A 22,366-nucleotide genomic window follows, 5' to 3' on the forward strand; every position below is an offset into this window, starting at 1 on the left:
TAAAAATATACCTATTAAGGTAAGTAAAAAAGAGCTCTCACAGAACAAATTTAATTTGCTCCTGCGACAGCCCCTTTGCATTTTTTACTAGCTATTTAACTGTGTTTTAGTTTTATATAAATATAATTAAATTATCCAAAATAAGCTTCTAAACTACTCATTAAATTACATTGTTGTTTATATAAGAGACTATTATTATTTGTTTTGTATGTATCTTTAATGATATTATCAAATGACCTCTTAAACTTACTCTTAAAGGCTGTCTTACTATTTAAGTAAATTAACCTAAAAATAGCATCTCTTATATTGTTTAACTCTCTGCTTTGTACTTGACTTAATGAATCATTTTGATTTATTGATTCATTGAAGTAATTATTTTTTAAGTAACCATTAAAAAATATCTTATCTATCCTATTTTCTAACATATCTAATGTATTTAATATATATGTTTTTCTATTTAATGTATCATTAAACTCCATTTCTATATTTGATTGATATCCAACAAGCATATCACAATTAAGTATCTCTGCTCCAGTTTTACCCAGACCAATTATAAGCATATATCCAGAAAATCCTTCTGGAGCAGTATCATTTTTTACTGGTATTATTTCATTTTCATTGATATAAACTATATTATTTCCTTTTCTATATTGGATTTCTAAATAATCAAAAAATAATTTTTCTAGGTATGCATCCTCATAAGTTAATAGAAATGGAAGTTTATTTTTTCTAGTTCTATTCAGTAAAAATGGTTTTTTACTATTTAAAGTTAGATTATTATTTGGTACACCAAGTATTTCATTATCTATAATATTACAATATTCATTACTATTAAAAACATTTAAGATAAGATATTTTTCATTTTCTAATTTATACTCATCTCTGTCTTCTTCAAAGAATATTTTAATATATACTTCTGGACCTAATAATAACTCCTTCGATATATCTATTAGATTATTTTTTATCCAAACTTTATTATTGTTTACCTTATCAGAGTCTATGTGCCAATTAGATATTATATCCTTTTCATATTTAGAATTGTATTTTACCTCAGGATTAATAAATACATTAAAGTATTCATCAATATCTTTACCTAAAACATCTATAAATTTCTTTTTGGTAATAAAGGAAAGATAGCTATTACTCATTATTCTTTTACTTTTTATTGACTTATTAGAAGATACTGTTTTTGATAAGTAATCTTTTTGTACTATATTTTTATATTCTTCACTATTTACATAAAGATTTTCATTTACTATAAATACATTGTAAGAGCCATCACTATTAACAATTATATATGCACTATCTGATAGTGTCTATAATCCTCAAGTATAAACTCTATACCTTCTTCAAGAAGCTTCTTTTCAAATACTTCTAAACAATCTTTTATCATAATCTACTCTCCAAATATTTTATTTTTTCTATTAAATTTATAATACTTAAAAGAAAATCACCTTGAAAAACAAGACGATTTCTATTAATAAAAGTAATGTAGTTACTATAAATTAGTTTTCTTCATAATATTCATGTGATTTTGCATAATCTATTGTGGCCATAACTTTTGACTCGATATTATAATGTCTAGCTACATCTAATACTTCTTTATAATGTTCTACGCTTTTTTCATTATTTATAATATATTCATCTATAGCTTCTTGAATAAAGCCAAATTCTCTGTCATCTTTTATCATATCACAGATGGTTCTTGCTTCATTAGTTATCCATACATCATCTCTTAATTTGCCTGTATAATTTAAATCTAGCTTTTGAACAGGATAAACAGTAAAATAATCTGTTTCTATTTCTGTATCCACACATTCAGATTGTACTATCACATAATTATCAGGAAAATTTGTTATTCCTAAAATACTTCCTGCATATTCTCCAAATAATAAAACATTACTAAATGAATTTCTTATCACTCCTGTAAAATCCATTGATTATTCCTCCAAACATAATTAGCATTACTTTTATTTAATATAAAATAATGAAGTGGAATTAAAAAGTTACATACTCTTTTATACATCAGTTTAAAATCTGGTTTAGCTTCTATTCCTTTTAATTTCCCATATCCATATTCTAATTCTTTTAAGTTTTCTAATTGAAACATATACATTTTATCTGGTATACCTTTATATTTATCTATATATAGCTTTACTAAATCAATACTATTATATTCTTTCAGAAAGCTTAGAGAATACACATCAAATAAATCTTTTAAACGTCTATTTATTTGCTTGCTTTCACAAGCATGTATTTTATCAACTAAAATCAATTCTGTTGTATATCCTTTGATATTAACCAATCCACCCAGAGAATAATTTTCAGCAGCTAAAGTAGACCATTTAAAATTTACATCTATACTGAATTTAGTAATTAATCCACTATTATTATAAACACCAATTGATACACTTTCATTTTTGGTAGCTTCATTTGTTATTATTTCTTTTATTATTTTATATCTAACGTTAAAGAAACTATAATTAGAACAACTAATAATATCTCTCTTAAAATTCATCCATTTATTATAATCTGTACCATGAATATCTATATCTTTTGTCAATCTTCGATTTGCATAATTGTACTTTTTAAATGCACATAATAAGGTTATACCACCTTTGAATATTACATCATTAAAGCTGCTGCTATGACTCATGCAATATATAAAATCTTCAATATATTCTAAAGTACTATGTTCTTTATGTTGGTTATTATTACCCCATTTGTTGTTAACCAATAGTATCATTCCCTTCTTTACTAAAACATCTAATATAAATGTTTTTAAAGTATTATTATTTCCCAAACAGATTACATGATATTCTATTGTTTATATTCATCAATGTACTTTTATTTCTTCTCTTTCTGAAATTATAACATATAAACACATTAAACTCTATTTTAAATAGATAAAACAAAGAATACTCACTTGTAGTATAATTATTATAATATGATTAAAAGAGTTGAATAACATTGAAAACTACAAATAACAAAATTTATTATGATGTTGGAAAAAATTTATCTGAAAGAACAGATAATATACAAGAACTTAAGAAATTAAGTAGAGAAGTATCAAATTATTTGATGTATGCATTATGGATTTTTTAGCATTGCGTAGAATATCAATTCCAAATGGGTTTGTAGAAGGTATTATGCAAACTGATGAAAGAGAATTAACACTAAATATTGGTTTATTTATAGAAGGCTTAAGTTTTCGTAAAATATAATATATATATATTAAATAGAACTATATATAAATACTTCAGACTTTATATATAGTTCTATTTATGTGTAAAGCTTTATATGAGTGTTGTTATCATTATGGTTTCAAGTAGTTTATTTGTTCTCTTTGACTTCATTTAAAAACACCATCCTTTATTATTTCTATTTAACTATATAACAAATGAAACTCCATTTTTTAGACATATATATATAATTTTTTTTAATTTATTATTTTAAAATATTTTATTTGTCTACAGTTAAACCTTTATCCTTTAGTGTGTTAACTACAGAGATAGAGACTTCATCAGTTATAAGTAGTTAAAATATAAAATAACTTCTGAGATGATATAAATAAATTAAAGACCTCTTAATATAATTTATAATATCTTTTTATTTTTATTATATGTATATAATGGATACAAATTCTAACTACCCTTCATATATATAAAATTTATGCTAATATATAAATGCTTACTAAGATTACTATACAACAATATGGAAGGAGCTAAAATAATGTTTTTTGAAAGTAAAAAAAAATATCAAATAATTAGCAAAAAAGACTATTCTAATCTTATCTTAAAAGTAATAAGAAGAACTCCAATGTATTTATATTTTGAAATAATCAGTAACTTATCTGATAAAAAACTTAGTTTAAATATAAAGAGGGTAAAAATTAGAAAGGACCAGATACATGGTGAATATATAAAGTTAATTAAATTTGGAACAGATATTGAAAAGATTATTTATGCAAAAGATGTAATTTAAATAATTAATATAAGGAGAAATATTACTAAATAGCTTACAGTAACGAAACATATTATGAATTCAGTAGTTTTAATTGGTAGACTTACGAGAGATGCAGAAGTTATACATTTGACAAATACAGAAGTTAATAAGTTGTTTTTTACACTTGCTGTCAATAGAGATTATAAAAATAGTAATGGTGAAAAAGAAACTGATTTTATACATTGTGAGAAACTTGAAAAATCATTAGCAAAGGTAAATTAATATGTGTATTAGGTTCACTTAGAATAGATACTATTACAGATGAACATAATCAAAGAAAGACTTATACCAAGGTCTTTATAAAGAATATACAACTACTTTAATCTAAGTATCTATTTGATACTTTAGAAATTGAATATGTAATATATGATATTTTTAGATATATAATATAAATAATTTTATATTATATATCTATTTTTATACTTTACATATCTATTTTTATATTTTATAATGTAAATACAAAGACAAATACCATTTATAATATATTGCTAATTATAGAGGTTTTCAAAATGAATATATTATAAAAAATAATAAAAGAAGATTCAGGTATACATTGTTTACTTAACTACATAACAGTAGAAATCAAAAATGAGCTATACTTTTTTACTAATGTAGTTCAAAAGAATAAAGAAATATTTGAAGATGATGATAGAAAAATAAAAGCTTTTCAAGGAGATATAATTATGAATAATATAATCTATTTAAATGATGAGGATTTATTGAAAGTATATCATAAAAATACTAAATTACAACTTAAAGTAAAAGAATCATATCAAGATAGTCAAATATACATGATAAAACTTACATTAGACTATATAAAAGATTCACTATATGATTATTCTATAAATTTTGATGGTAATAGTTATATAAAGATTAAAGATAAAAGAAAATTTATTTTAGGTATTAAATCTGCTCATGCTAAACATAAGATTTTAGATGATGAAGGATTGAAAATACTTAATAATATAATAACTTTATATAGTAGATTGTGTTACATAGATGAGCACAGCATAGGTTACAAAAAAATAAAACATAGGATAAATATAATGACTAATAAATTGAAACAAATAGTTTTAGAAGAATTTAATTATATGACAGAAGTAAGTGAAAATCACTTAATTAGATTATTCACAAATGTATATGTAGAAGATAATCTTAGTGATAACAGATTCTATGTAGATGAAGATTATGTATTGTATGAATCTTATATTTAAGTTATAAGATATTAAAACTGCAATCATCCAAATAATTAACATATATGTATAGATAAAAAGGCCACTCATATCCCCCTCAAGTGGTCTTTTTTATTTTGTAATCTTAAAATGTAGTTTATCATAATATAAAAAACACCTAGTCTAACTTCTTAAATGTTTATAAAGTATCCTATCTATCATTTCTACCAATTCTATCTACAAATCCTTTTACCTTCAACCTTATTTGAAAAACTCTCGAATTATGTAATTCAAGGATAATTTTTTATATTAAAACGCAATAATTTTATATTTAATATAAAAAAATATACTTTACTTATCTATTTTTATATTTTATAATGTAATTAACTTAAAAATGTATTGGGGGATTTTTTATGAAAGATATAACTAGAACAGAAGTAAGAAAGTATGTAGAAAAGGTATTAACAACTGTAAATGACTATAGCAATACAAAATGTGTTATTTGCATAGAAAATGATGAGCTAAAACTTTGTATCTTATCTAATAAAGAATACAGTGAAAAAAGTAAAAATTATGATAGTGAAGTATGTATTCAAGATGTTATAAATAAATTGCGTATGGAAAATCTTGATTTGGAATATATAGTTGATATTTGTTTAACTACAGCAAATTATATAGTTACAGAATATAATTCCAATCTAAAAGATTTTAAAAAAGATATTAGAAAATTATGTGGAGAAGAGTTAATATCTTCAGAATTTACTAATCATGTTCCAGAATTATACAATAAATACTTTAAAGGTAATTTGGATGTTATTGTTGATTGCTTAGATATAAATTTCAATGGTAAACGAATTTACCAATCAGAGGGAAAAAACCTTATTATAACTATTAAATTTTTTATCATTAAAGAAGATGTTAAAAATATTTTAAATTCGTTAATAAAAATAACCAATGTTGACATTAATAATATAGGAGGTGAAAACTATTAACATAAATTTATAATCAAATGTAAATATCTGCTTATTTATAGATTTATGGAAATGGGATAATTATGAAACTATTAAAATTCTGTATTATTATATGTATAGTTGCTTTTCCAATATTAGGTTTTTCATCATTAGAACAATCTAATGAAAATAAAGTCATAACAACTAAATGTGCTTTAGATTTCATTGAAAATCAAGTTCCTTGTGAGGCAAAATATGAAGGATACAAAAAAAATCAAATTGATGGGACTACAATCTTATACTATAGCTATAAAGATTCAACTCATATAGTTACGTTATCCCATACTGAAAATAGTTTTTCAAGAAAATTTAACTGGAATGAAGTTTATGATATACAGTATGAATAATAATGTTACATAAATTAATAAAAAACAAGCAGGTTACTCTCTATCTTAGTAACTTACTTGTTTTTATTTATGTAAACAATAAAAGACTCTTTGTCGATGACACCTGAGCCTTTTATAATAAATAGAGCGTTCAATTTGGAATCTTTTTTATAGTATACTACTCTTCTCTCTATTTAAAACTTATCATTAAGTTATTTAGATTGTACTACTTTCTATAGGTACAGTCAATTATCTTAATATGTTTTTTTCTCTTATCTCAGCTTTAGTTACTTCTGTTAAGTTCTCTACACTCTTACCTATAGTTCTATTATCTTGCCATATAATTTGATATTCACTTCCAAAAATAACATCTAATGCATCCAATAATTGTGCATAGTTCAACATACTGTCGACTATTTTTACAGAAGACATATCAATCTCCTTATATTCTGTTTTACATATAATAGTAAAATCTAAAAATCTAGCTATATCTATAACATCAGTAAATTTAATATATCCTACTTTTATTCTTTTATAGAAATTAATGTATTTACTATCTTCTCCATTCACTTTGCTATTTAATGCTGTAAGAGTAATTCCTCTTTTTACAATTGCACTCTTTAAGTCTCTAGACAAATCCATTTTATCAACTCCTCATTATATTTATTATAAAATAAAAAAATATACTTTTAAAGTACATTTTTTGGTTTTATATATAAATATATGTTTATTTTTATATTTGAAAAGTCGATAAAAGTTATATTATCCTAAAATCAAGCCTAAATATATGATTAAATTATATTGAAGCTTTAGATAGCCTTCTAAAGCTCCTCACTTGCTTATTCAATAAATAGTATTATTAATTTCATATAACCCTATTCTGGCTTATTTAAATTTGCATTATAAAATTCCTATTTGCTATATTTTTCTATATATTCAAATAAAGCCATGCTTAATAAATCAGTTTTTTGGTATTCATGATTTTGGCCACAAAATGTATCAAAAGCATCTCTAGCTTCTTCATTCAATCTAAAAGTTTTTCTAACTGTCTTTTTAGAAGGTAAATCTATTTTTATAATATTTTTTTCTTCTACTTGTATAATCTCATCAATATTTTTTTCAGAAAACCACTTTAATATATTTTGTATTTTTTCATAATCCTCAGAAAACCACTTTAATACTTTTTGTATTTTTCCATAATCTCTTATTAATGACATCATATTTTCTTGAAATTGTTTACTAGATACTAAATTATGAACTTTATCACCATCTATAATTAAATTAGTCATTTCAGAAGGCTTTGACTTATCTTTTTTATTTATCATACCTTTTTCACCAAAATATATAAATTTATCATTGACTCTTTTATATCCTCTTGTAGTTAAAAATTTTCTAATACTACTTTCAGATGCTTTAAGCTCTACTGAAATTTTTGTTAAGCTATCTCCACTAGATAACTTTTCATTAATATAGTTTACAATATCTTTTATATCTTTGCTTTTTAAATCATCCCAAAGCATAAATTCCCTCCTATATATTATAAATTTTACTGTCATACTTTCTTCACCACATAAGATATAAATTCTATCTATTTTATGATATCACCTTTATCCAATTATGTTTTATAATAATATTTCTATTTATTATTTTTTTATCAATAAAAATTGTCCTTTAATTTATTCTTGAAAAATTATATGATTAATTCAGATATCCAAACAAACTGATAAGGGAGATTGAAGAATGTGTTTATGTATAATGATTCAAAAACTTGTGAAATGGTAAAATTTTGTGGTCTAAGTAGTAGAGAACAAATTAATAATGGACTATATGAAAATAGCTCTGATATATTTACTATAATGAGCTACAAATTATATAGATGTACATTAGATATAGACTATTTAATTGAATGTGCATATTTTGAAGTTGCGAAACTTTTTAGATATCATTATGAAATTATTAATCCTAGCTCCATTTATTATTCTGTACTTGAAAATATTTATATAAAACCAAAGAGTTTAAAATAATTCACAAAATTTCATATATTAGGATATTTATGCTTAGAAAAAGATGATAAGTGTATTACATTAAATAAATATTATAACAATCTTAGTGAAGATAAAAAAGTTAAACTTGGAATCCCAAACTACAAAACTTTGCAAAGACGTTGGAATGAATTAAATATAAATAACCATATTTATAATGAAGAACATGCTTTTGAAAATTATAAAAATAAAAAAAAGTGTCATCATATATCACAGTATCAGATAAACGAACTTGAATTTTTATTAGAAAATTATGATACTGAATTTTTAAAATCATTTCGTATAAAAACACCTAACAAATTAGATTTTGATAAACTTAAGAAATATGTGAAGTTAGCAAGAAATTACACATTGAATTCAGATGATAAGTTTAAAAATATTAAATTTTATCAACTTGAGAGAAGAACTTCATTTGAATTAATTAAGGAAATAGCTAATCAAATAGAAAAAAATAACTACAATTATTTAGATGATAATGGAAATTATGTTTGTAAACTATGGTACTACTTGAGAAAGATTCCAGATATAAAAAATAGAAAAATATATATTGAAATATTTTTTAAATTAACAGATGAAGATAAGGATACCTTACTTGATGAACTAATTGATTTAGAAATTATATATAAAATTTTAACATCATATTCACTTTATCTTATTAATGGATATAAAAAAGAAGAAATACAAAAATATACAGAGAAAATGGAAAAATCATTTATTGAATACTATAATTTAAATGAATATGAAACTGTAAAAGCATCAAATAATAATACTGAGATTTATGAATATCTTTTTAAAAAAATTAACATAACAAATGAATTATTTTCCATATTAGAAAAAATATTTAACCTAGAAAAGAAGTCAGAAAATATAGGTTCAAATATGAAACAAAATATAGAGAAATTTAAAAAGTTTGATAATGAATTTGAAATTTTAGACTATGAAAATATGGAAGAATTGTTAAAAGAAGCAAAATTTATATATAAAAATATTAAATAAAAAACTAAGAGAGGAAGATGTTAAAATGATACAATGTGATTTATGTGGAAGGTATTTCCATTCTGATGAAATTAATAGTTGCCCTAATACAAACTGTTCAAAAGAATTATGTTCAAACTGCTATCAAGAACATGTTACAATATGCCTAAATAGCTCTTTTGAAGATGATGATTATGTAGAAGAAAAATATCCAAGTAAATGTCCTTATTGTGATGAAGAATTACAGCTTGACTTAGAAGTTGAGGGAGATACTATTATTGAAAACTTAATATGTCCAAATCCCTATTGTGATAAAGATTTCAGTATTCTTTATAAAGAAATTAACAATACATATGAATAAGAGTAAATAATCAGATAAGAGAGCCATTCTACAATTTTAAATTAAGATTGGCTCTTTTTGATTTTAGAAAACAATCATATTTAATTCTATGTTAAAATAAAATAAATACTTGTAATGCTAGAAAGGGTTATCTTAATGGAAAAATATACACTATTAAATATTGATAATAAAAAGTTTGACATCTATGGTACATTTGGTGCAAATTCATCTTCAAAGGGTATGTTATACAAATGGACTGCAACACTTAATAATCAGTTAATATATATAAAAACTGGTCTTAGATATAGAAATACATATAGTGATATACAACCTCTTACAGAAGCTTTAGTATCAGATATATTACACAATTTGGGTATAAACCATGTTAGATATTACTATACTAAATTAGAAAAAAGTGATAAAATTTTCGATGTATGCTATTCTTATGACTTTGCAAAAGATTCTAGGTATATTACTATGCGAGAATTTGTTGGTAATAGTGACATTGACTTATATACCTATTTAATCAAAGAGCTTAACATAAATAAAAAAGAGTTAGATACTATGATAATAGTAGATTTTATAATAAATAATATAGATAGACACCTTAGAAATTTTGGGATGTTGGAAGATGAATCTAAAAATTTAACTTTCGCTCCATTATTTGACCACGGTTTTTCACTTTATGGTGATAAAAGTGATGAGGAACTACAATTAGATTCACCTGAAGACTTAGAACTTGTTGATGACTGTAAACCTTTTAAAAATTCACATTATGAGCAGATAAAATTAGTATCTGACATTCACTTAAAAGTTAATTTATCTGAACTATTGAAAATTGTTGACAGCTATAGGGATTTATTAAAACCACATAGAATCAATTGTATTAAATATTTATTGAAACTGAGGATAGAATATTTAATAGAAAGAGGTGTTTTATATGAATAATTTAGATATGATGATAGAACCTAATAATAATGATAATAAAAAAATAAGATATAAAAAAGCTTCTCCACGTAAAATTATAAGACCTTCTTCTCCTTGTGATTCTTATTTTTTAAAATATAAAAATGAAACTACAGGGACTATTATCTATAATTTTATAAAAGATAAATTTGTATTTAAGCCTAACAAAAACTATAAAGGGATAGAACCTTTCCCTATAACAAGATTAAAAAATATTGAAGATATAACTGATGATATGTGGGATGAATTTATAAGGATTTGGATAAGTGAGAGAACTATTCAAGAATGTAGACCTGAGGTTAATTCTATTTTGAAAGAATTGAAACTTAATCATTATAATGAATGGGATATATGTAGAAAAAACCTAGCAATGAGTATAGAGGATTATTTTTGGATTACAAAAGATAATAGTCTTGATTATAAAGACTTTAATATAAGATATTGTGCATTAAATGGAAAAGAACCTAAATATAAAGCTCCTTTTCCTATAGAAAAATATCCTAATTATCTTGAAAAAAGAAAATATATAAACTTTTATTAAAAGCACCAACCTCACATTATGTTTATATATATGTATAATTAAGTTGTACAATTTTTTAAAAATTCAATGTGAGGAGATATGATGAAATGGATATATTTAAATTTGAAGCTGAAAGAATTTATGCCACAATTTTAGTTGCTGATAGTAATATCCCACAGATAATAAAGATTATAAGAAGAACTAATAAGACTGTGACATATGAAAAAAATGGTGAAGTTAAAAGAGCTAATATTTATTTATACAAAGATACAGAATATATAAAATTAGGCAAAGGCTCTATGAAAACTGTATTCTATGCTAAAACTGATTTAACACGTTAAGAATATTTAAAATATAATTTAATACCAATGATAAAAGAAGTAGAGATATATCAATTGATATACCTCTACTTCTTTTGTTATTAAAATTATTTCTAACATCACCAATGAACATATACTAATATTATGTTTATCTATGTAAATTAGTATATAATTATATTTATATACTAATTTATTTGGAGGATATTAAAATGGACTTATTTATACAAGAAATAGAAGACCCAAAATATAAGAAGCTAATTGAAATAACTGTATCACATATAGATGAAATTTGTGTGTATGGACAATACTTATTCAATCTAATGAATACAGATAAGAATAATAAAAAATCTGATACTGTAATACTATTTTTATTTAGAGATTTATTAGAAACAGTAGATGGCATTCAGTCACTATTTAATGGTTCATCTATAAATATATCAGATATATTATTCAGAAATATGTTTGAACTTTCCTTAAGTCTAGATTATATATTCTTAGATGAAGGATTATTAGAAAAAAGAGCTTTATCTTATGAAGTCACTAGTATACATGAAAGAATTACTCTATATGAAAAACTTAATACAGATAATGCAGAACATGAAAATTTCAGAGCAATAATAGGAGAAGATATATATAATAATTTTACTCCTGAGAAATTGAACTCCCTTGCTGAAAATTTAAGAAGTATATTTGAAAAATATCCTGAGTATAAATCTGTTGATGAAGATAGAACTAGAAAAAAAGATGCAATTAACTTAAGAAGACGTCAACAACATCTTCATGATTTAGAGCCTAAATGGTATCAAATACATAGTACTGCTTCCAATTTAAGAGGATTAAGCAAGTTATTAAATATGGAGAAAGATTATTTAATTTTATACAATCAATGGTCAAAGAAAGTACATGGAGTAGCATCTATGGAAGGTTTTAGAGTTGTTAATAATAAACCAATTATACAAAATCCTAAAATTCCTAAAAATTCTCAAGATGTTATAATGAAGATTGAGCTTCTACAGAGATTAATGACCAGTTGCTATATAAATATATGTAAATATTTTTTAACTGATAAAGACTCTGAAAATGTTGCTATATGGTACATAGGGATAAAAGAAAAAGAGTCTTATATATCCAAAAAATGGAGTGAGGTTAAATTTTATTAAAATCAATTTTTATATCAAATAATATTTAAAATAAAAAAAGAGATATTTCAAATCTTTTGCATATGAGTGTTCATAATTTTTTTGCTCATAACAAACTTATAAGCTTAAATGAAGCTTCTAAAATATATAAAAAATCTATTTCATAAATGGCTTTTTCTAAAAGAATCTCTTGTTAGAGAATATGGTAAAAGTTTGCTAGAAGATTAAGAATATAAAAAGATGGTAAACTAATCCTAAGTTTACCATCTTTTATATTAGTATTTCTCTTGTATTATTTCAATAATCTCAATGTCTTTATTTCTTTCATAACTTAAAATAGCAAAATTAACATATTGAGGGTCTTTTACAGATATATATGCTACTCCATCAAAGCCCACAAATTTACTTATAAGAGACATTATGTTGGTTACAATATATTCTTCATTAAATACTGAATTTTCTTGAACTTCCTCATTTATAAAACCATCAAATGAACCATCAAATAGTGGATTAATCTTAAGACACTTCAATTCTTTTTTTATTTTAAAAAATCCTATATTATAGCATTTATCAATACCTTTATTTACTTCCTTTTTTATAGCTTCTTTACTATTTCCTAAATATAGTATTGGAAAACCAGCTGAATTATATCTTCCCTGTTGTGCCAAGTTTATAGGAGGTTCCCACATCTCATCTTTAGAATATATTTCTTCATTGTTATTTATTCTAGTTCTATATAATACATCAAATTCATTTAATATGTACATGTTTCCACTTTTATATAAAGTTTCTACCAAATCCTTTAACTTTTTAAAAATTGTATTATCAATTAGTAATGGGTTTTTAATATAGCTTTCTTTTAAACTGATAATATCCTCATAACTACATGTATTCGCTACTCTGCATATTTCCTTTTTTATTTCATAATACATAGGCTCAGTACCATAGAAATTTTCATTAAAATCATTTATATCACGCTCAGTATATACTATAGTATCTTCATTCCATATACCATATGACATCTTATCATCATAATTATATCCTGTTCCTGACATACAATTCGGGCAAGAAATATATTCAAAAACTTCATTTTCAATATTTTCATCCCAATCCCAAACACTTATTTCTTCCACTAAATCACCTAAAGTTGTCTCAAAATTAGTTGCTCCAAGCATTTTGCCAGGATTATCAACTTCTTCATTAAAAAATTTTTCTATATCATATCTTAAGTTATTTATAAAATTACCATGTTCACAATCTTCACATTCATTAAAACAGCTCTTTGCTTTCTTTGCTATTTGCAGCTTTATATCATCTTTTATTGCTTCTATAGATTCTTCATCTAAATAGTATTCAGTTTTATAAATGTTTGAACCACAGTTCTCACATTTAATACATTTATCTTCATTTAAAAATGCATATTCTTTAAAGACAATATTAATATCTAAATCTTTTTCAACTAAACTTTTTTGAATTGATAAAATCTCCTCATACTCTTTACAACTCCTGCATATCATAAGCTTTTCTCTCCTTATATCATAAGTTTTTTCTCCCTAAATTCTTCATTCCCAAATAAAGTGACATAATTTTATATTATAAATATTTAAAAAGCTATTTTCAATGCAAATTCTAAACATCGTAAATATTAAATGAAATAAAAAGCTCAGCTTCTTATGTTTATATATGGTGAACAAGGTATGATAAAAGTATTACTATTGCCCACATAATCGTTTAATTGATTTTTCAAATTAATTTGTTTTATTTATTCAATTAAGATACATCCTCATACAAATAGCTCATATTCTTTTTTCAATAACATATAAAGGTCCTGAAAAAATTCATCCTATTATATTTGATGAATAAAGTATGATAAAAGTATCATATTTACAAATCCCAAAATCTACTATATTGTATACATGTAAGAAGATAATTATTATTATATTTTTAAGAAAGGACAAGTGGTTACATGAAAGAGGACTGTATAAGTATCCATATAGTTTTATTAGGAACACAGTTACATCTATCTACAATTAAAAAGTTGTACACATATCATTCAGATTTATTTCGTATAAAATCAACAAGCTCAATCGCAACACTTCCAGAGACAGATTTATCTTGTTGGTCATATAGCAAAAAAGTTATTTCTTCTCTACTTGAGGAATCTAAGTATGATGCAGATATTACTATTGCAATTATTGAAAATAGAATAGAGGGTAATTATTTCACAAGGAGATTAAGTGATAAAAACCTTGTTTTAACATTCTATGAAGCAGAAACAATTTTAAGAGATGCAAATATTGACTTGTTCAATTACTTATTGATAACAATTTATAAAACAATAACAATTTATCGATTTTCAAATAATGTACTAAGTGAAGATAGTTCAAAATTTGTACATGATGAAACTAGAAGTTGTATTTTTGATATGCTTGGGAATAAGTATGATTTAGTGTACTCTACTTCAAATGCATGTCTTTGTCAACAATGCGAAGCTTATTCGGAAAAAATAGATTTACCATTTAATTATATTACTACACTTAAGAAAGAATTGAAAAAAATTCGCAAAACTAGATATACTCGTCTTACTGATTTTATAAAACAAAAGCCAATAATATCATTAATAATTACTGCTATTTTCTCTGTTATTCTTAATGTTTTATCATGTTATATTTTTGAATTACTATTTAAATAAAAATGAAATAGTGTGTACTTATTATTCTAAGTATCTCTTATTTTTCAATAATACATAAAGGACCTGAAAAAATTCAGGTCCTTTATGTATATCCGATGAATAAAGTATGATAAAAGTATCATTATTAATTCAACACAGTTAAATAGCTAGTTTCTTATTTTAAAAATAAGTTTTTAAATATTTCTTCTAACACTGGTATTGCTATTGAATTACCAGCCATTTTATATTGTTGACTTGCACTTATACCAGCTTCTTTGATTAATTGAATATCTCTATCATCCATCCCCATTAATCTAAAGCACTCAGTTGGAGTAAGTCGTCTTATTTTAAAGCTTGGAGTCATTTCCAATATAGCTTTTTTCCCTCCATAACTTTTAGCACATATAGTACCACAAACATTTCTATTATATAATCTAATTCCTTCATCATATCTTAATTCACAAAACAATTTATCTTCTAAAAGAACCATTGGAGGTGCTTTATAATCACCTGCTGTTAAGCTTCTTGAAATATAATCAGCATTCATTACAATATTACTTTGATGTTTTTTCCCATTTTCTCCTTTTTGGATAAACCCAGCTTCTATTTTTGATATATCAAATTTTTTACCAATTTTATTCAATATATATGTCTCATTTGGTATAAATTTATTTAAAAGAACATCTGACAAATAACACTTCTCAGGAACATTTTCTTCTAATATATCTTTTATGCTAGTTTTTAATGGAAACTCTTTTGGGAACTCATATTTTTTATGTTCTCCTAATACGCTTACCATGAATACACGTTCTCTATTTTGTGGAATATTGTAATCTTTAGCATTTAGTACTTTCCAATAATTAGAATATCCTTGTTCTCTTAACCAAGCTTCCCAAGAGTCAAACTCAGGTTTAAACTTTTTCCCAACTAAGTTTTTGACATTTTCCATAAGCAAGTATTTTGGCTTACAATATTCTATTATCCTTTGACACTCCCATAACAATCCACTTCTAGTCCCACTTCCTTTACTTAATCCTAGCATTCTACCAGCTACAGATATATCAGTACAAGGAAATGAATATGTGAATAAATCATGTTCAGGAATATCTTTTACATCTATCTTACTTATATCACCTAGATTATTTGTTTTGCCATGTATTGCTTCATATGCCTAATTGTATAAACTTCATGATATTTCATTAATATGTAAAAGATTAAATTTGATATAGGAACATAACTTTATAGAAAAAATAAATTTTGAAAATATAAAGCCTATACTTTTTATTTATAGACGCTACTCTATAAATGCTATTTCGATTACTCTAATAGCCACTTTCTTTCAAAAGTGTAAAGACTATTTCACCATCCTAACTAATGTTAGGAGCAGACCGTTTCTTCCACCTAAAACTTGTGGTTTTACTCTTTATTAGATAGTCGTTGAAGGTTTTCCTTATCTATAAAAAGACTTAGGAACTTCCTTGCAGAACTGCCATTTTTTTATTAATACTTAGGATTTAACCATATATTTATCTAGAATATTTTTTTTACTTTCGTTACATTCAAGCTTATCTTTTCAAATTACTTTGTAGTTATTCTAGCTTTAGGCTTTACCTGCAATTAAATCTGTTTCTTATGCAAATTACTTTACATAAGCAGTACTGGTTTATATGTATAATTATATACTTTCTTACTGTATAGCATATTTGTCGATTTCACTTATTGCAACAACTTCATAATCTAAGCCTATATTTCTTAATGCTATTGATTGACTACCATATCCACTAAATGCTTCTATTACTCTTAACTTTTTCATATAAATTGCTCCTCTCATTAAAAGAGGCAATAAACGATTAATAGCTTATTGCCCTTTTCACCTAATCAAATTTAATATTTGAAACTTTATCCCATTTAATTTCTCTAGTAAAATCATCTGTTTGATGAAATAATTCTACTATGTGACATGCATCATTATAGCTATAATATATGATAGTAGTTCCATTAACTTGGTCTTTTTTATAACCTTCATATTTAGCTTCATTTGGAACTTTACTATCCACTAAATCAAATGCTGCCTGTGTTGTTATTGTCTTAGCCTTATGTGAAGCTACTACTGTAATTGAACATATTATTATACAAATAGATATTACTGTAATAACATACATCTTAAGCCATTTCATTATATTCCTCCTATTTTAATGTTATTAAAATAAGTTATCTCTCATAATTTATTATTTCTCTTAATTCTTATTAATTATATTCATTCTATGTATGTAAAAAATCAATCTATATAGTTTTTGAGTATGATTTTACTCATTTTTATTTGTATTATAATATGCTCTTATTATCCTATTTTTACCATTTTCAAAGTGCTCTTTTTCTAACTCAATGCCAATAAAACGTCGATTTGTATTGGCACATCCTACACCTGTCTGACCTGACCCATAGCAGTTATCAAGTACAAGGTCACCCTCTTTTGTATAGGTATTTATCAAGTATTGTATTAATTCCAATGGTTTTTGACATGGGTGGATACAATTAACTTCTTTATCAAAATAAAGTACATTATTTGGATAATTAGTATACTTTATAATATATTCTTTTCCATAAATACCTTCAGAATATATACCTTCTTTTTTACACTTTCCTTTAAATGCTTTTATAGGCTCATCTAATTTTATTAGACCTTGAGGAATATATGTTGGCATTTTTTTGTAAAAAACATTAATATCTTCAACCTTTCTCATTGGTTGATACTTAGAAAAAATATGACCTGTTGAAGTATTTTTTATCCAGTACCAAGAGTATTTATAATTTTTCTTATTTGAGTAAATTAATTCAGTTGTAAATGGTTGTGATGAAAATAGAACAATCACTCCATTAGGTTTAATTATTCTTTCATATTGTTTCCAAAGCTCATCCAAATCTATCATTTTATCCCATTTACAATTCGTCATATTATAAGGGAGGTCGCAAAGTATTAAGTCGATTTTTTTATCTTCTATTTCATCTCTCATTACTTTCAAGCAATCGTCATTGTATAGTTTATATCGTTCTATGTCTTTAATCATCTTAAAATCCTCCTATTTAATGTAACAGATGTCATTTTTACTATACATGTATGTAAACGAATATAATTATACTTTACCACCCCCCTTCAAAGACTTTATATATATCAATCTCTTTGGGTTTTTATATATTTAATTTTCTGTCAAATGTTAAAAGTATTAATATTAAAATATCTATTTTGTTGTAGTATTACTTGTATCCTCAATTATTATGTCATCATATCCTTCAGAGTGTGTAACTCCTGTAGTTATACCATCTAGTATGTTTTGTACTGAAGCTAAATCATCATTAGCTTTACTTATTTCCTCGTTTATAACTGTAATATCTGTTGCATCATCTTCTCCACCAGAATTTCCTTTTAATTCATTGTATCGTTCAGTTAATCTAGCTCTCTCTTCTTTCAAACGATTTACTTCTGCTATCAATTTTGTTTCACCTTCTGCTAGTAACTTTGAATCATTATCCAGACCTTGTAATGTATTTATAAGATTATTAGCTGTATCTCCACCTGTATATGTTAGTGCAATAGCTGAAACAGATAATGTAGCTACACCTAATACAGCTAGTTTTTTAAGATTTTTCATAATAGCTTTCCTCCTTAATCTGTTAATGCAGGGAAATTATCATCATCTAAATCAAATATTCCCATATATCCAACATAACTATCATCATTCGTGCCTGTCATTCCAGTAAAAGCTACTTTATTCCCAGCTAATAAAGACATATTTGTTATTTTTAAATCATTTTGAGGTTTTATAGTTTTCTTTAAAGCACCATCTGGAGATATTATCATCATACTACTAAAATAATTTGATACTAATATGTCACCATTACTTAATATAAAATCATACTTATTTCCTATTAAATCCTCAGTTGGAATTGCACTCTCTACTGTTCCATCTGATGTTATTGTACTTATTGTTTTTATTGCATAAATTACACATTTTCCATCTTTTTCTTCAATTATAGATGTTGGCCTAGAACTATTTCCGTTATAGTATGTGTAGTCATCACTTATTTTACTTGTCCATAATTTTGTACCATCTTTTGCATACTTCGTCGCAAAAGGAAAAGCAGCACTAGAAGTTATATTATCATAAGTTTTACTTGCATAACCTACCACAATTATATCTCCGTCTGTCATCTCTATTGCATTTCCAATGTTTACAGTTCCACCCTCACATTTTATTTTAGATTCCCACTGCTGATTTCCATCCTTATCAATGAATATAACCCTTGAATAATTAGCTGATGACATACTGCCAACACACAAATAATTACCATCTTTAAGTTCTATAATATTTTCAATTGTTTCAGGTGCTGTGTCTCCACTATCAAATTGTGTTGTAAACTTTATTTCCCCTTGAGAATTTAATTTTATTACATGTGTTGTAGCTGTTGTTAATTTTCCTGATGAGCTTGTTAAGCTTCTATCCTGAGAAGTAGCTAGTATTAAGGCTCCACCATCTTTTGTTGCTCTACATCCATTTATATTACTTACATTAGTATTACTTAATTCCTTATGCCAAACCTCTTTTCCATTTAAATTTACCTTTTGAAATATGGTTTTTCCAGTTTTTGTACTAGTATTAAATTTATTTAATACTAGTAACATATTGTTATCTTTCAGTAAACAACTTCCCTTTACTGCATTTATACCATCTACACCCTTCAGTTTCCTTGCATAAGTTGTACCTTCAAAAGTTGGTAGAACATAATCATCATTCATGGCTTCAGCATACCCTGTCATGTGTGCATTTATAGGTGTATATTTAGATAAAGCTTCTTGTATTCTATTTGCATCACTATTAGCTTTGCTTAATTCTTCTTTTGCTTTTGACAATTCACTTGTAGCTTTTCTATATTCTATAGAGCTTGTTCTTCCATTACTTTCTAATTTAGCTATTTCTGATTCTAAAGTACTTATTTGACTCTTTATTTCTTTTGCCTTTGCTATTAAATCCTTTTCTCCATCTTTAAGTAAATTAACTCCATTTTTCATTTCTGTTAATTTAGTTTTAGCTTCTTCTATTATTCCACTACCATCCCAAGTCAATAATGCACCAGCTGCTAATGTTGCACTTAGACCTAGTGCTATAAATTTCCCTTTAGAATTTAACATATCTAAAATACGATGCCAAAAACTTATTTTGACATATTGCTACTCAAAATATGTTCAAATATACCCATAGAAATTTTTCTTGTTTCTCAGAACCTCATTTTTCTGGTCCAGTACAAGATTAAATTCCAAAGTTAGTCTTTTGAATATATAAATACTTTTAATTTTAAATTAATTAATATTTGCATTCAAATCTATATCTTATTTTTCATATATTAGAAACTTTAAAGTCTTCAATAGCTATATAGGTAATAAGTTTTAATACTATTTAATATTTAATGATATTTTTATATTTTGACTATCTACTTTTGGATATTTTGACGAGTAGCTACTCCTTTCTTTATATTTTCATTCCAATCTTTCATATTTTCTTGAAAGCTCTCTTTAATTTCTTTTTCATTTTACTAACTATTGAAGTTTTATTATTTGATTAGAAGCTAAATTTATTTATATATATACTTATATATTATTTAATTTATTTATAAGTAGTAAAAATATATTTCAACTTCTTATTTTTATATTTATAATAATAAATATTATATCTAAACTTATATATTATATATTTTCTATATATATAATATATATTCTAATTATTTATATAACATTATATATTCTAAAACTATATGTATATATTATTTTTATATTTATGTTCTCTTCTTGTCTTGTTTTATATAATTTATCTTAGTTCTGAATTATTTAAACATTTTATTACATTTACTAATAATTTAATCTTCTCATTTTTTACTCTATCTATATTTCCTTTAAAATTATCCCCTAAAAAATTATCTATTATATACAAAACACTTTCACCCATGAAAGTATATATGGCCATAACACAACTATTAGGATTTACTCTAAAAATCAATTTTATATATTTTCGATTATATCCAATCAGTAGTGCATGATTATTATTTTTGTATTTTGTATTTTTAATAGACAACTTATGGTTTTCGAATACCCCATTTATTCTTAAATCATCCTCATTTAAAATAATTCTTGTAAAGTTATTTAAACCTCGACTACTATATGCTTTTTCATATTCTAACAATAATCTTAATCGTGTCTTTTGATTTCTATCAGCTTTTTGCTTAAAATCATAACCTAAAATATACTTTCTTATTGAGTATGATGTTGAATTTGCGTATCTTACTAGTCTAAAGCTCCTGTTCCCCTTCTGAGTAGCATAACAAAGTATAATGTATGACCAATCTGAAGAATGTATAATTCCAAATTTGGTAGTACATGCCCATTCATCAGTAATATTTTGCCTATATTTTTTTAATAAAATTTCTATACTATATTCACCTATTACATCTTTTACCATTTGTATTCAACTAAGTTCGTTAATCCTAGCCAGTTCTCTTATGAACTTCTTATATTTTCATATAAGTGTAGACTATATCATCACCTAATTGGTGTCCTCCGCTTCCACTCACTTGAGCGTACTTCTATGATAAGAATAGTCGTTGAAGGTTTCCCTATTCGGGACTTCCCTGCTGATTACCCATTAAAAATAGTGTTTAGGATTTAACCATGCACTATCCAGTTAATTTTTTCTACTTTCGTAACATTCACACCTATCCATTTTTCATGATTATGTTTTAGTTTAACTAGCTTTAGGGAGTTCCAGCAATTCAAAGGATTTTGTATAAACAAATTAAAATATGTTTATACTTCCATGCTCTTTATGAACAT

Annotated in this window: 28 protein-coding genes; 15 read left to right on the top strand and 13 right to left on the bottom strand. The window is 24.6% G+C overall.

Features of this window, described 5'->3' with window-relative positions:
* Positions 1-131 precede the first annotated feature (131 nt).
* From KGF52_RS11000 to KGF52_RS11010, 3 genes are all read right to left on the bottom strand, one after another.
* Positions 132-1,148, bottom strand: a complete 1,017-nt coding sequence (locus KGF52_RS11000; RefSeq protein ID WP_227840214.1) for a hypothetical protein — start codon at positions 1,146-1,148, stop codon at positions 132-134.
* A 357-nt stretch (positions 1,149-1,505) separates the two neighbouring features.
* The gene (locus tag KGF52_RS11005; RefSeq protein ID WP_107614979.1) at positions 1,506-1,937 is read right to left on the bottom strand and encodes a hypothetical protein; all 432 of its coding nucleotides are present in this window, start codon (positions 1,935-1,937) and stop codon (positions 1,506-1,508) included.
* Positions 1,919-2,803 carry a nucleotidyl transferase AbiEii/AbiGii toxin family protein gene (locus KGF52_RS11010; RefSeq protein WP_227840215.1) on the bottom strand — a complete coding sequence of 295 codons (885 nt, stop codon included), beginning with the start codon at positions 2,801-2,803 and terminating at the stop codon, positions 1,919-1,921. Before KGF52_RS11010 ends, KGF52_RS11005 begins: the two co-directional genes overlap by 19 nt.
* 167 nt (positions 2,804-2,970) lie before the next feature.
* On the opposite strand from KGF52_RS11010, the gene KGF52_RS21440 reads away from it, so the two are divergent.
* From KGF52_RS21440 to KGF52_RS11035, 7 genes are all read left to right on the top strand, one after another.
* On the top strand, positions 2,971-3,105 hold the full coding sequence (locus tag KGF52_RS21440) for a hypothetical protein (protein ID WP_255646310.1): 135 nt from the start codon (positions 2,971-2,973) through the stop codon (positions 3,103-3,105).
* On the top strand, positions 3,093-3,224 hold the full coding sequence (locus tag KGF52_RS21445; RefSeq protein WP_255646311.1) for a hypothetical protein: 132 nt from the start codon (positions 3,093-3,095) through the stop codon (positions 3,222-3,224). Before KGF52_RS21440 ends, KGF52_RS21445 begins: the two co-directional genes overlap by 13 nt.
* 508 nt (positions 3,225-3,732) lie before the next feature.
* Positions 3,733-3,984: a hypothetical protein gene (locus KGF52_RS11015; protein ID WP_227840216.1), complete on the top strand. Its 252-nt coding sequence runs from the start codon at positions 3,733-3,735 to the stop codon at positions 3,982-3,984.
* Positions 3,985-4,038: 54 nt separating this feature from the next.
* Positions 4,039-4,227 carry a single-stranded DNA-binding protein gene (locus KGF52_RS11020; protein ID WP_413927392.1) on the top strand — a complete coding sequence of 63 codons (189 nt, stop codon included), beginning with the start codon at positions 4,039-4,041 and terminating at the stop codon, positions 4,225-4,227.
* Between the two features lie 461 nt (positions 4,228-4,688).
* A complete protein-coding gene (locus KGF52_RS11025; RefSeq protein ID WP_227840217.1) occupies positions 4,689-5,219 on the top strand; it encodes a hypothetical protein in 531 nt (176 codons plus the stop codon).
* Positions 5,220-5,590: 371 nt separating this feature from the next.
* The gene (locus tag KGF52_RS11030; RefSeq protein WP_227840218.1) at positions 5,591-6,169 is read left to right on the top strand and encodes a hypothetical protein; all 579 of its coding nucleotides are present in this window, start codon (positions 5,591-5,593) and stop codon (positions 6,167-6,169) included.
* Between the two features lie 62 nt (positions 6,170-6,231).
* A complete protein-coding gene (locus tag KGF52_RS11035) occupies positions 6,232-6,534 on the top strand; it encodes a hypothetical protein (RefSeq protein WP_227840219.1) in 303 nt (100 codons plus the stop codon).
* Positions 6,535-6,762: 228 nt separating this feature from the next.
* On the opposite strand, the gene KGF52_RS11040 is transcribed toward KGF52_RS11035, so the two are convergent.
* Both KGF52_RS11040 and KGF52_RS11045 read right to left on the bottom strand, forming a co-directional pair.
* Complete coding sequence (locus tag KGF52_RS11040; protein ID WP_227840220.1) at positions 6,763-7,155, bottom strand: hypothetical protein; 393 nt, start codon at positions 7,153-7,155, stop codon at positions 6,763-6,765.
* A gap of 269 nt (positions 7,156-7,424) precedes the next feature.
* Positions 7,425-8,033: an integrase gene (locus KGF52_RS11045; RefSeq protein WP_227840221.1), complete on the bottom strand. Its 609-nt coding sequence runs from the start codon at positions 8,031-8,033 to the stop codon at positions 7,425-7,427.
* Between the two features lie 222 nt (positions 8,034-8,255).
* Between KGF52_RS11045 and KGF52_RS11050 the strand changes: the two genes are divergently transcribed.
* From KGF52_RS11050 to KGF52_RS11080, 7 genes are all read left to right on the top strand, one after another.
* Positions 8,256-8,537, top strand: a complete 282-nt coding sequence (locus KGF52_RS11050; RefSeq protein ID WP_227840222.1) for a hypothetical protein — start codon at positions 8,256-8,258, stop codon at positions 8,535-8,537.
* 129 nt (positions 8,538-8,666) lie between these two features.
* Positions 8,667-9,551, top strand: a complete 885-nt coding sequence (locus KGF52_RS11055; RefSeq protein ID WP_227840223.1) for a hypothetical protein — start codon at positions 8,667-8,669, stop codon at positions 9,549-9,551.
* 25 nt (positions 9,552-9,576) lie between these two features.
* Positions 9,577-9,891, top strand: coding sequence for a hypothetical protein (locus KGF52_RS11060; protein WP_227840224.1), 315 nt, complete (start codon positions 9,577-9,579; stop codon positions 9,889-9,891).
* A gap of 135 nt (positions 9,892-10,026) precedes the next feature.
* Positions 10,027-10,818, top strand: coding sequence for a hypothetical protein (locus KGF52_RS11065; protein ID WP_107614791.1), 792 nt, complete (start codon positions 10,027-10,029; stop codon positions 10,816-10,818).
* A complete protein-coding gene (locus KGF52_RS11070; RefSeq protein ID WP_107614792.1) occupies positions 10,811-11,377 on the top strand; it encodes a hypothetical protein in 567 nt (188 codons plus the stop codon). The genes KGF52_RS11065 and KGF52_RS11070 overlap by 8 nt, the downstream gene beginning before the upstream one ends.
* An 86-nt stretch (positions 11,378-11,463) precedes the next feature.
* Positions 11,464-11,697 carry a hypothetical protein gene (locus KGF52_RS11075; protein WP_227840225.1) on the top strand — a complete coding sequence of 78 codons (234 nt, stop codon included), beginning with the start codon at positions 11,464-11,466 and terminating at the stop codon, positions 11,695-11,697.
* Between the two features lie 188 nt (positions 11,698-11,885).
* Positions 11,886-12,836 (top strand): DUF5677 domain-containing protein, encoded by a 951-nt coding sequence (locus KGF52_RS11080; protein ID WP_227840226.1) that lies wholly within the window; start codon positions 11,886-11,888, stop codon positions 12,834-12,836.
* Positions 12,837-13,090: 254 nt separating this feature from the next.
* On the opposite strand, the gene KGF52_RS11085 is transcribed toward KGF52_RS11080, so the two are convergent.
* Positions 13,091-14,332 (bottom strand): hypothetical protein, encoded by a 1,242-nt coding sequence (locus tag KGF52_RS11085; protein WP_227840227.1) that lies wholly within the window; start codon positions 14,330-14,332, stop codon positions 13,091-13,093.
* Between the two features lie 449 nt (positions 14,333-14,781).
* On the opposite strand from KGF52_RS11085, the gene KGF52_RS11090 reads away from it, so the two are divergent.
* A complete protein-coding gene (locus KGF52_RS11090) occupies positions 14,782-15,507 on the top strand; it encodes a hypothetical protein (RefSeq protein ID WP_227840228.1) in 726 nt (241 codons plus the stop codon).
* A 154-nt stretch (positions 15,508-15,661) separates the two neighbouring features.
* Here the strand turns inward: KGF52_RS11090 and dcm are convergent, their stop codons facing one another.
* The 7 genes from dcm to KGF52_RS11125 form a co-directional block, all read right to left on the bottom strand.
* Positions 15,662-16,645, bottom strand: coding sequence for a DNA (cytosine-5-)-methyltransferase (gene dcm, locus KGF52_RS11095; RefSeq protein ID WP_227840238.1), 984 nt, complete (start codon positions 16,643-16,645; stop codon positions 15,662-15,664).
* A gap of 528 nt (positions 16,646-17,173) precedes the next feature.
* Positions 17,174-17,299, bottom strand: coding sequence for a DNA cytosine methyltransferase (locus KGF52_RS11100; protein WP_199855295.1), 126 nt, complete (start codon positions 17,297-17,299; stop codon positions 17,174-17,176).
* Positions 17,300-17,360: 61 nt separating this feature from the next.
* A complete protein-coding gene (locus KGF52_RS11105; protein WP_227840229.1) occupies positions 17,361-17,663 on the bottom strand; it encodes a hypothetical protein in 303 nt (100 codons plus the stop codon).
* Positions 17,664-17,792: 129 nt separating this feature from the next.
* Complete coding sequence (locus KGF52_RS11110) at positions 17,793-18,554, bottom strand: site-specific DNA-methyltransferase (RefSeq protein WP_227840230.1); 762 nt, start codon at positions 18,552-18,554, stop codon at positions 17,793-17,795.
* 171 nt (positions 18,555-18,725) lie between these two features.
* A complete protein-coding gene (locus KGF52_RS11115; RefSeq protein ID WP_227840231.1) occupies positions 18,726-19,136 on the bottom strand; it encodes a hypothetical protein in 411 nt (136 codons plus the stop codon).
* A gap of 14 nt (positions 19,137-19,150) precedes the next feature.
* Entirely contained in the window at positions 19,151-20,674 is a 1,524-nt protein-coding gene (locus KGF52_RS11120) for a hypothetical protein (RefSeq protein WP_227840232.1), read from the bottom strand.
* Positions 20,675-21,347: 673 nt separating this feature from the next.
* The gene (locus KGF52_RS11125) at positions 21,348-21,995 is read right to left on the bottom strand and encodes a hypothetical protein (RefSeq protein WP_227840233.1); all 648 of its coding nucleotides are present in this window, start codon (positions 21,993-21,995) and stop codon (positions 21,348-21,350) included.
* Positions 21,996-22,366 lie beyond the last annotated feature (371 nt).

Origin of the sequence: Clostridioides sp. ZZV15-6597 (assembly GCF_020657815.1) — a bacterium.
Classification (GTDB): Bacteria; Bacillota; Clostridia; order Peptostreptococcales; family Peptostreptococcaceae; genus Clostridioides.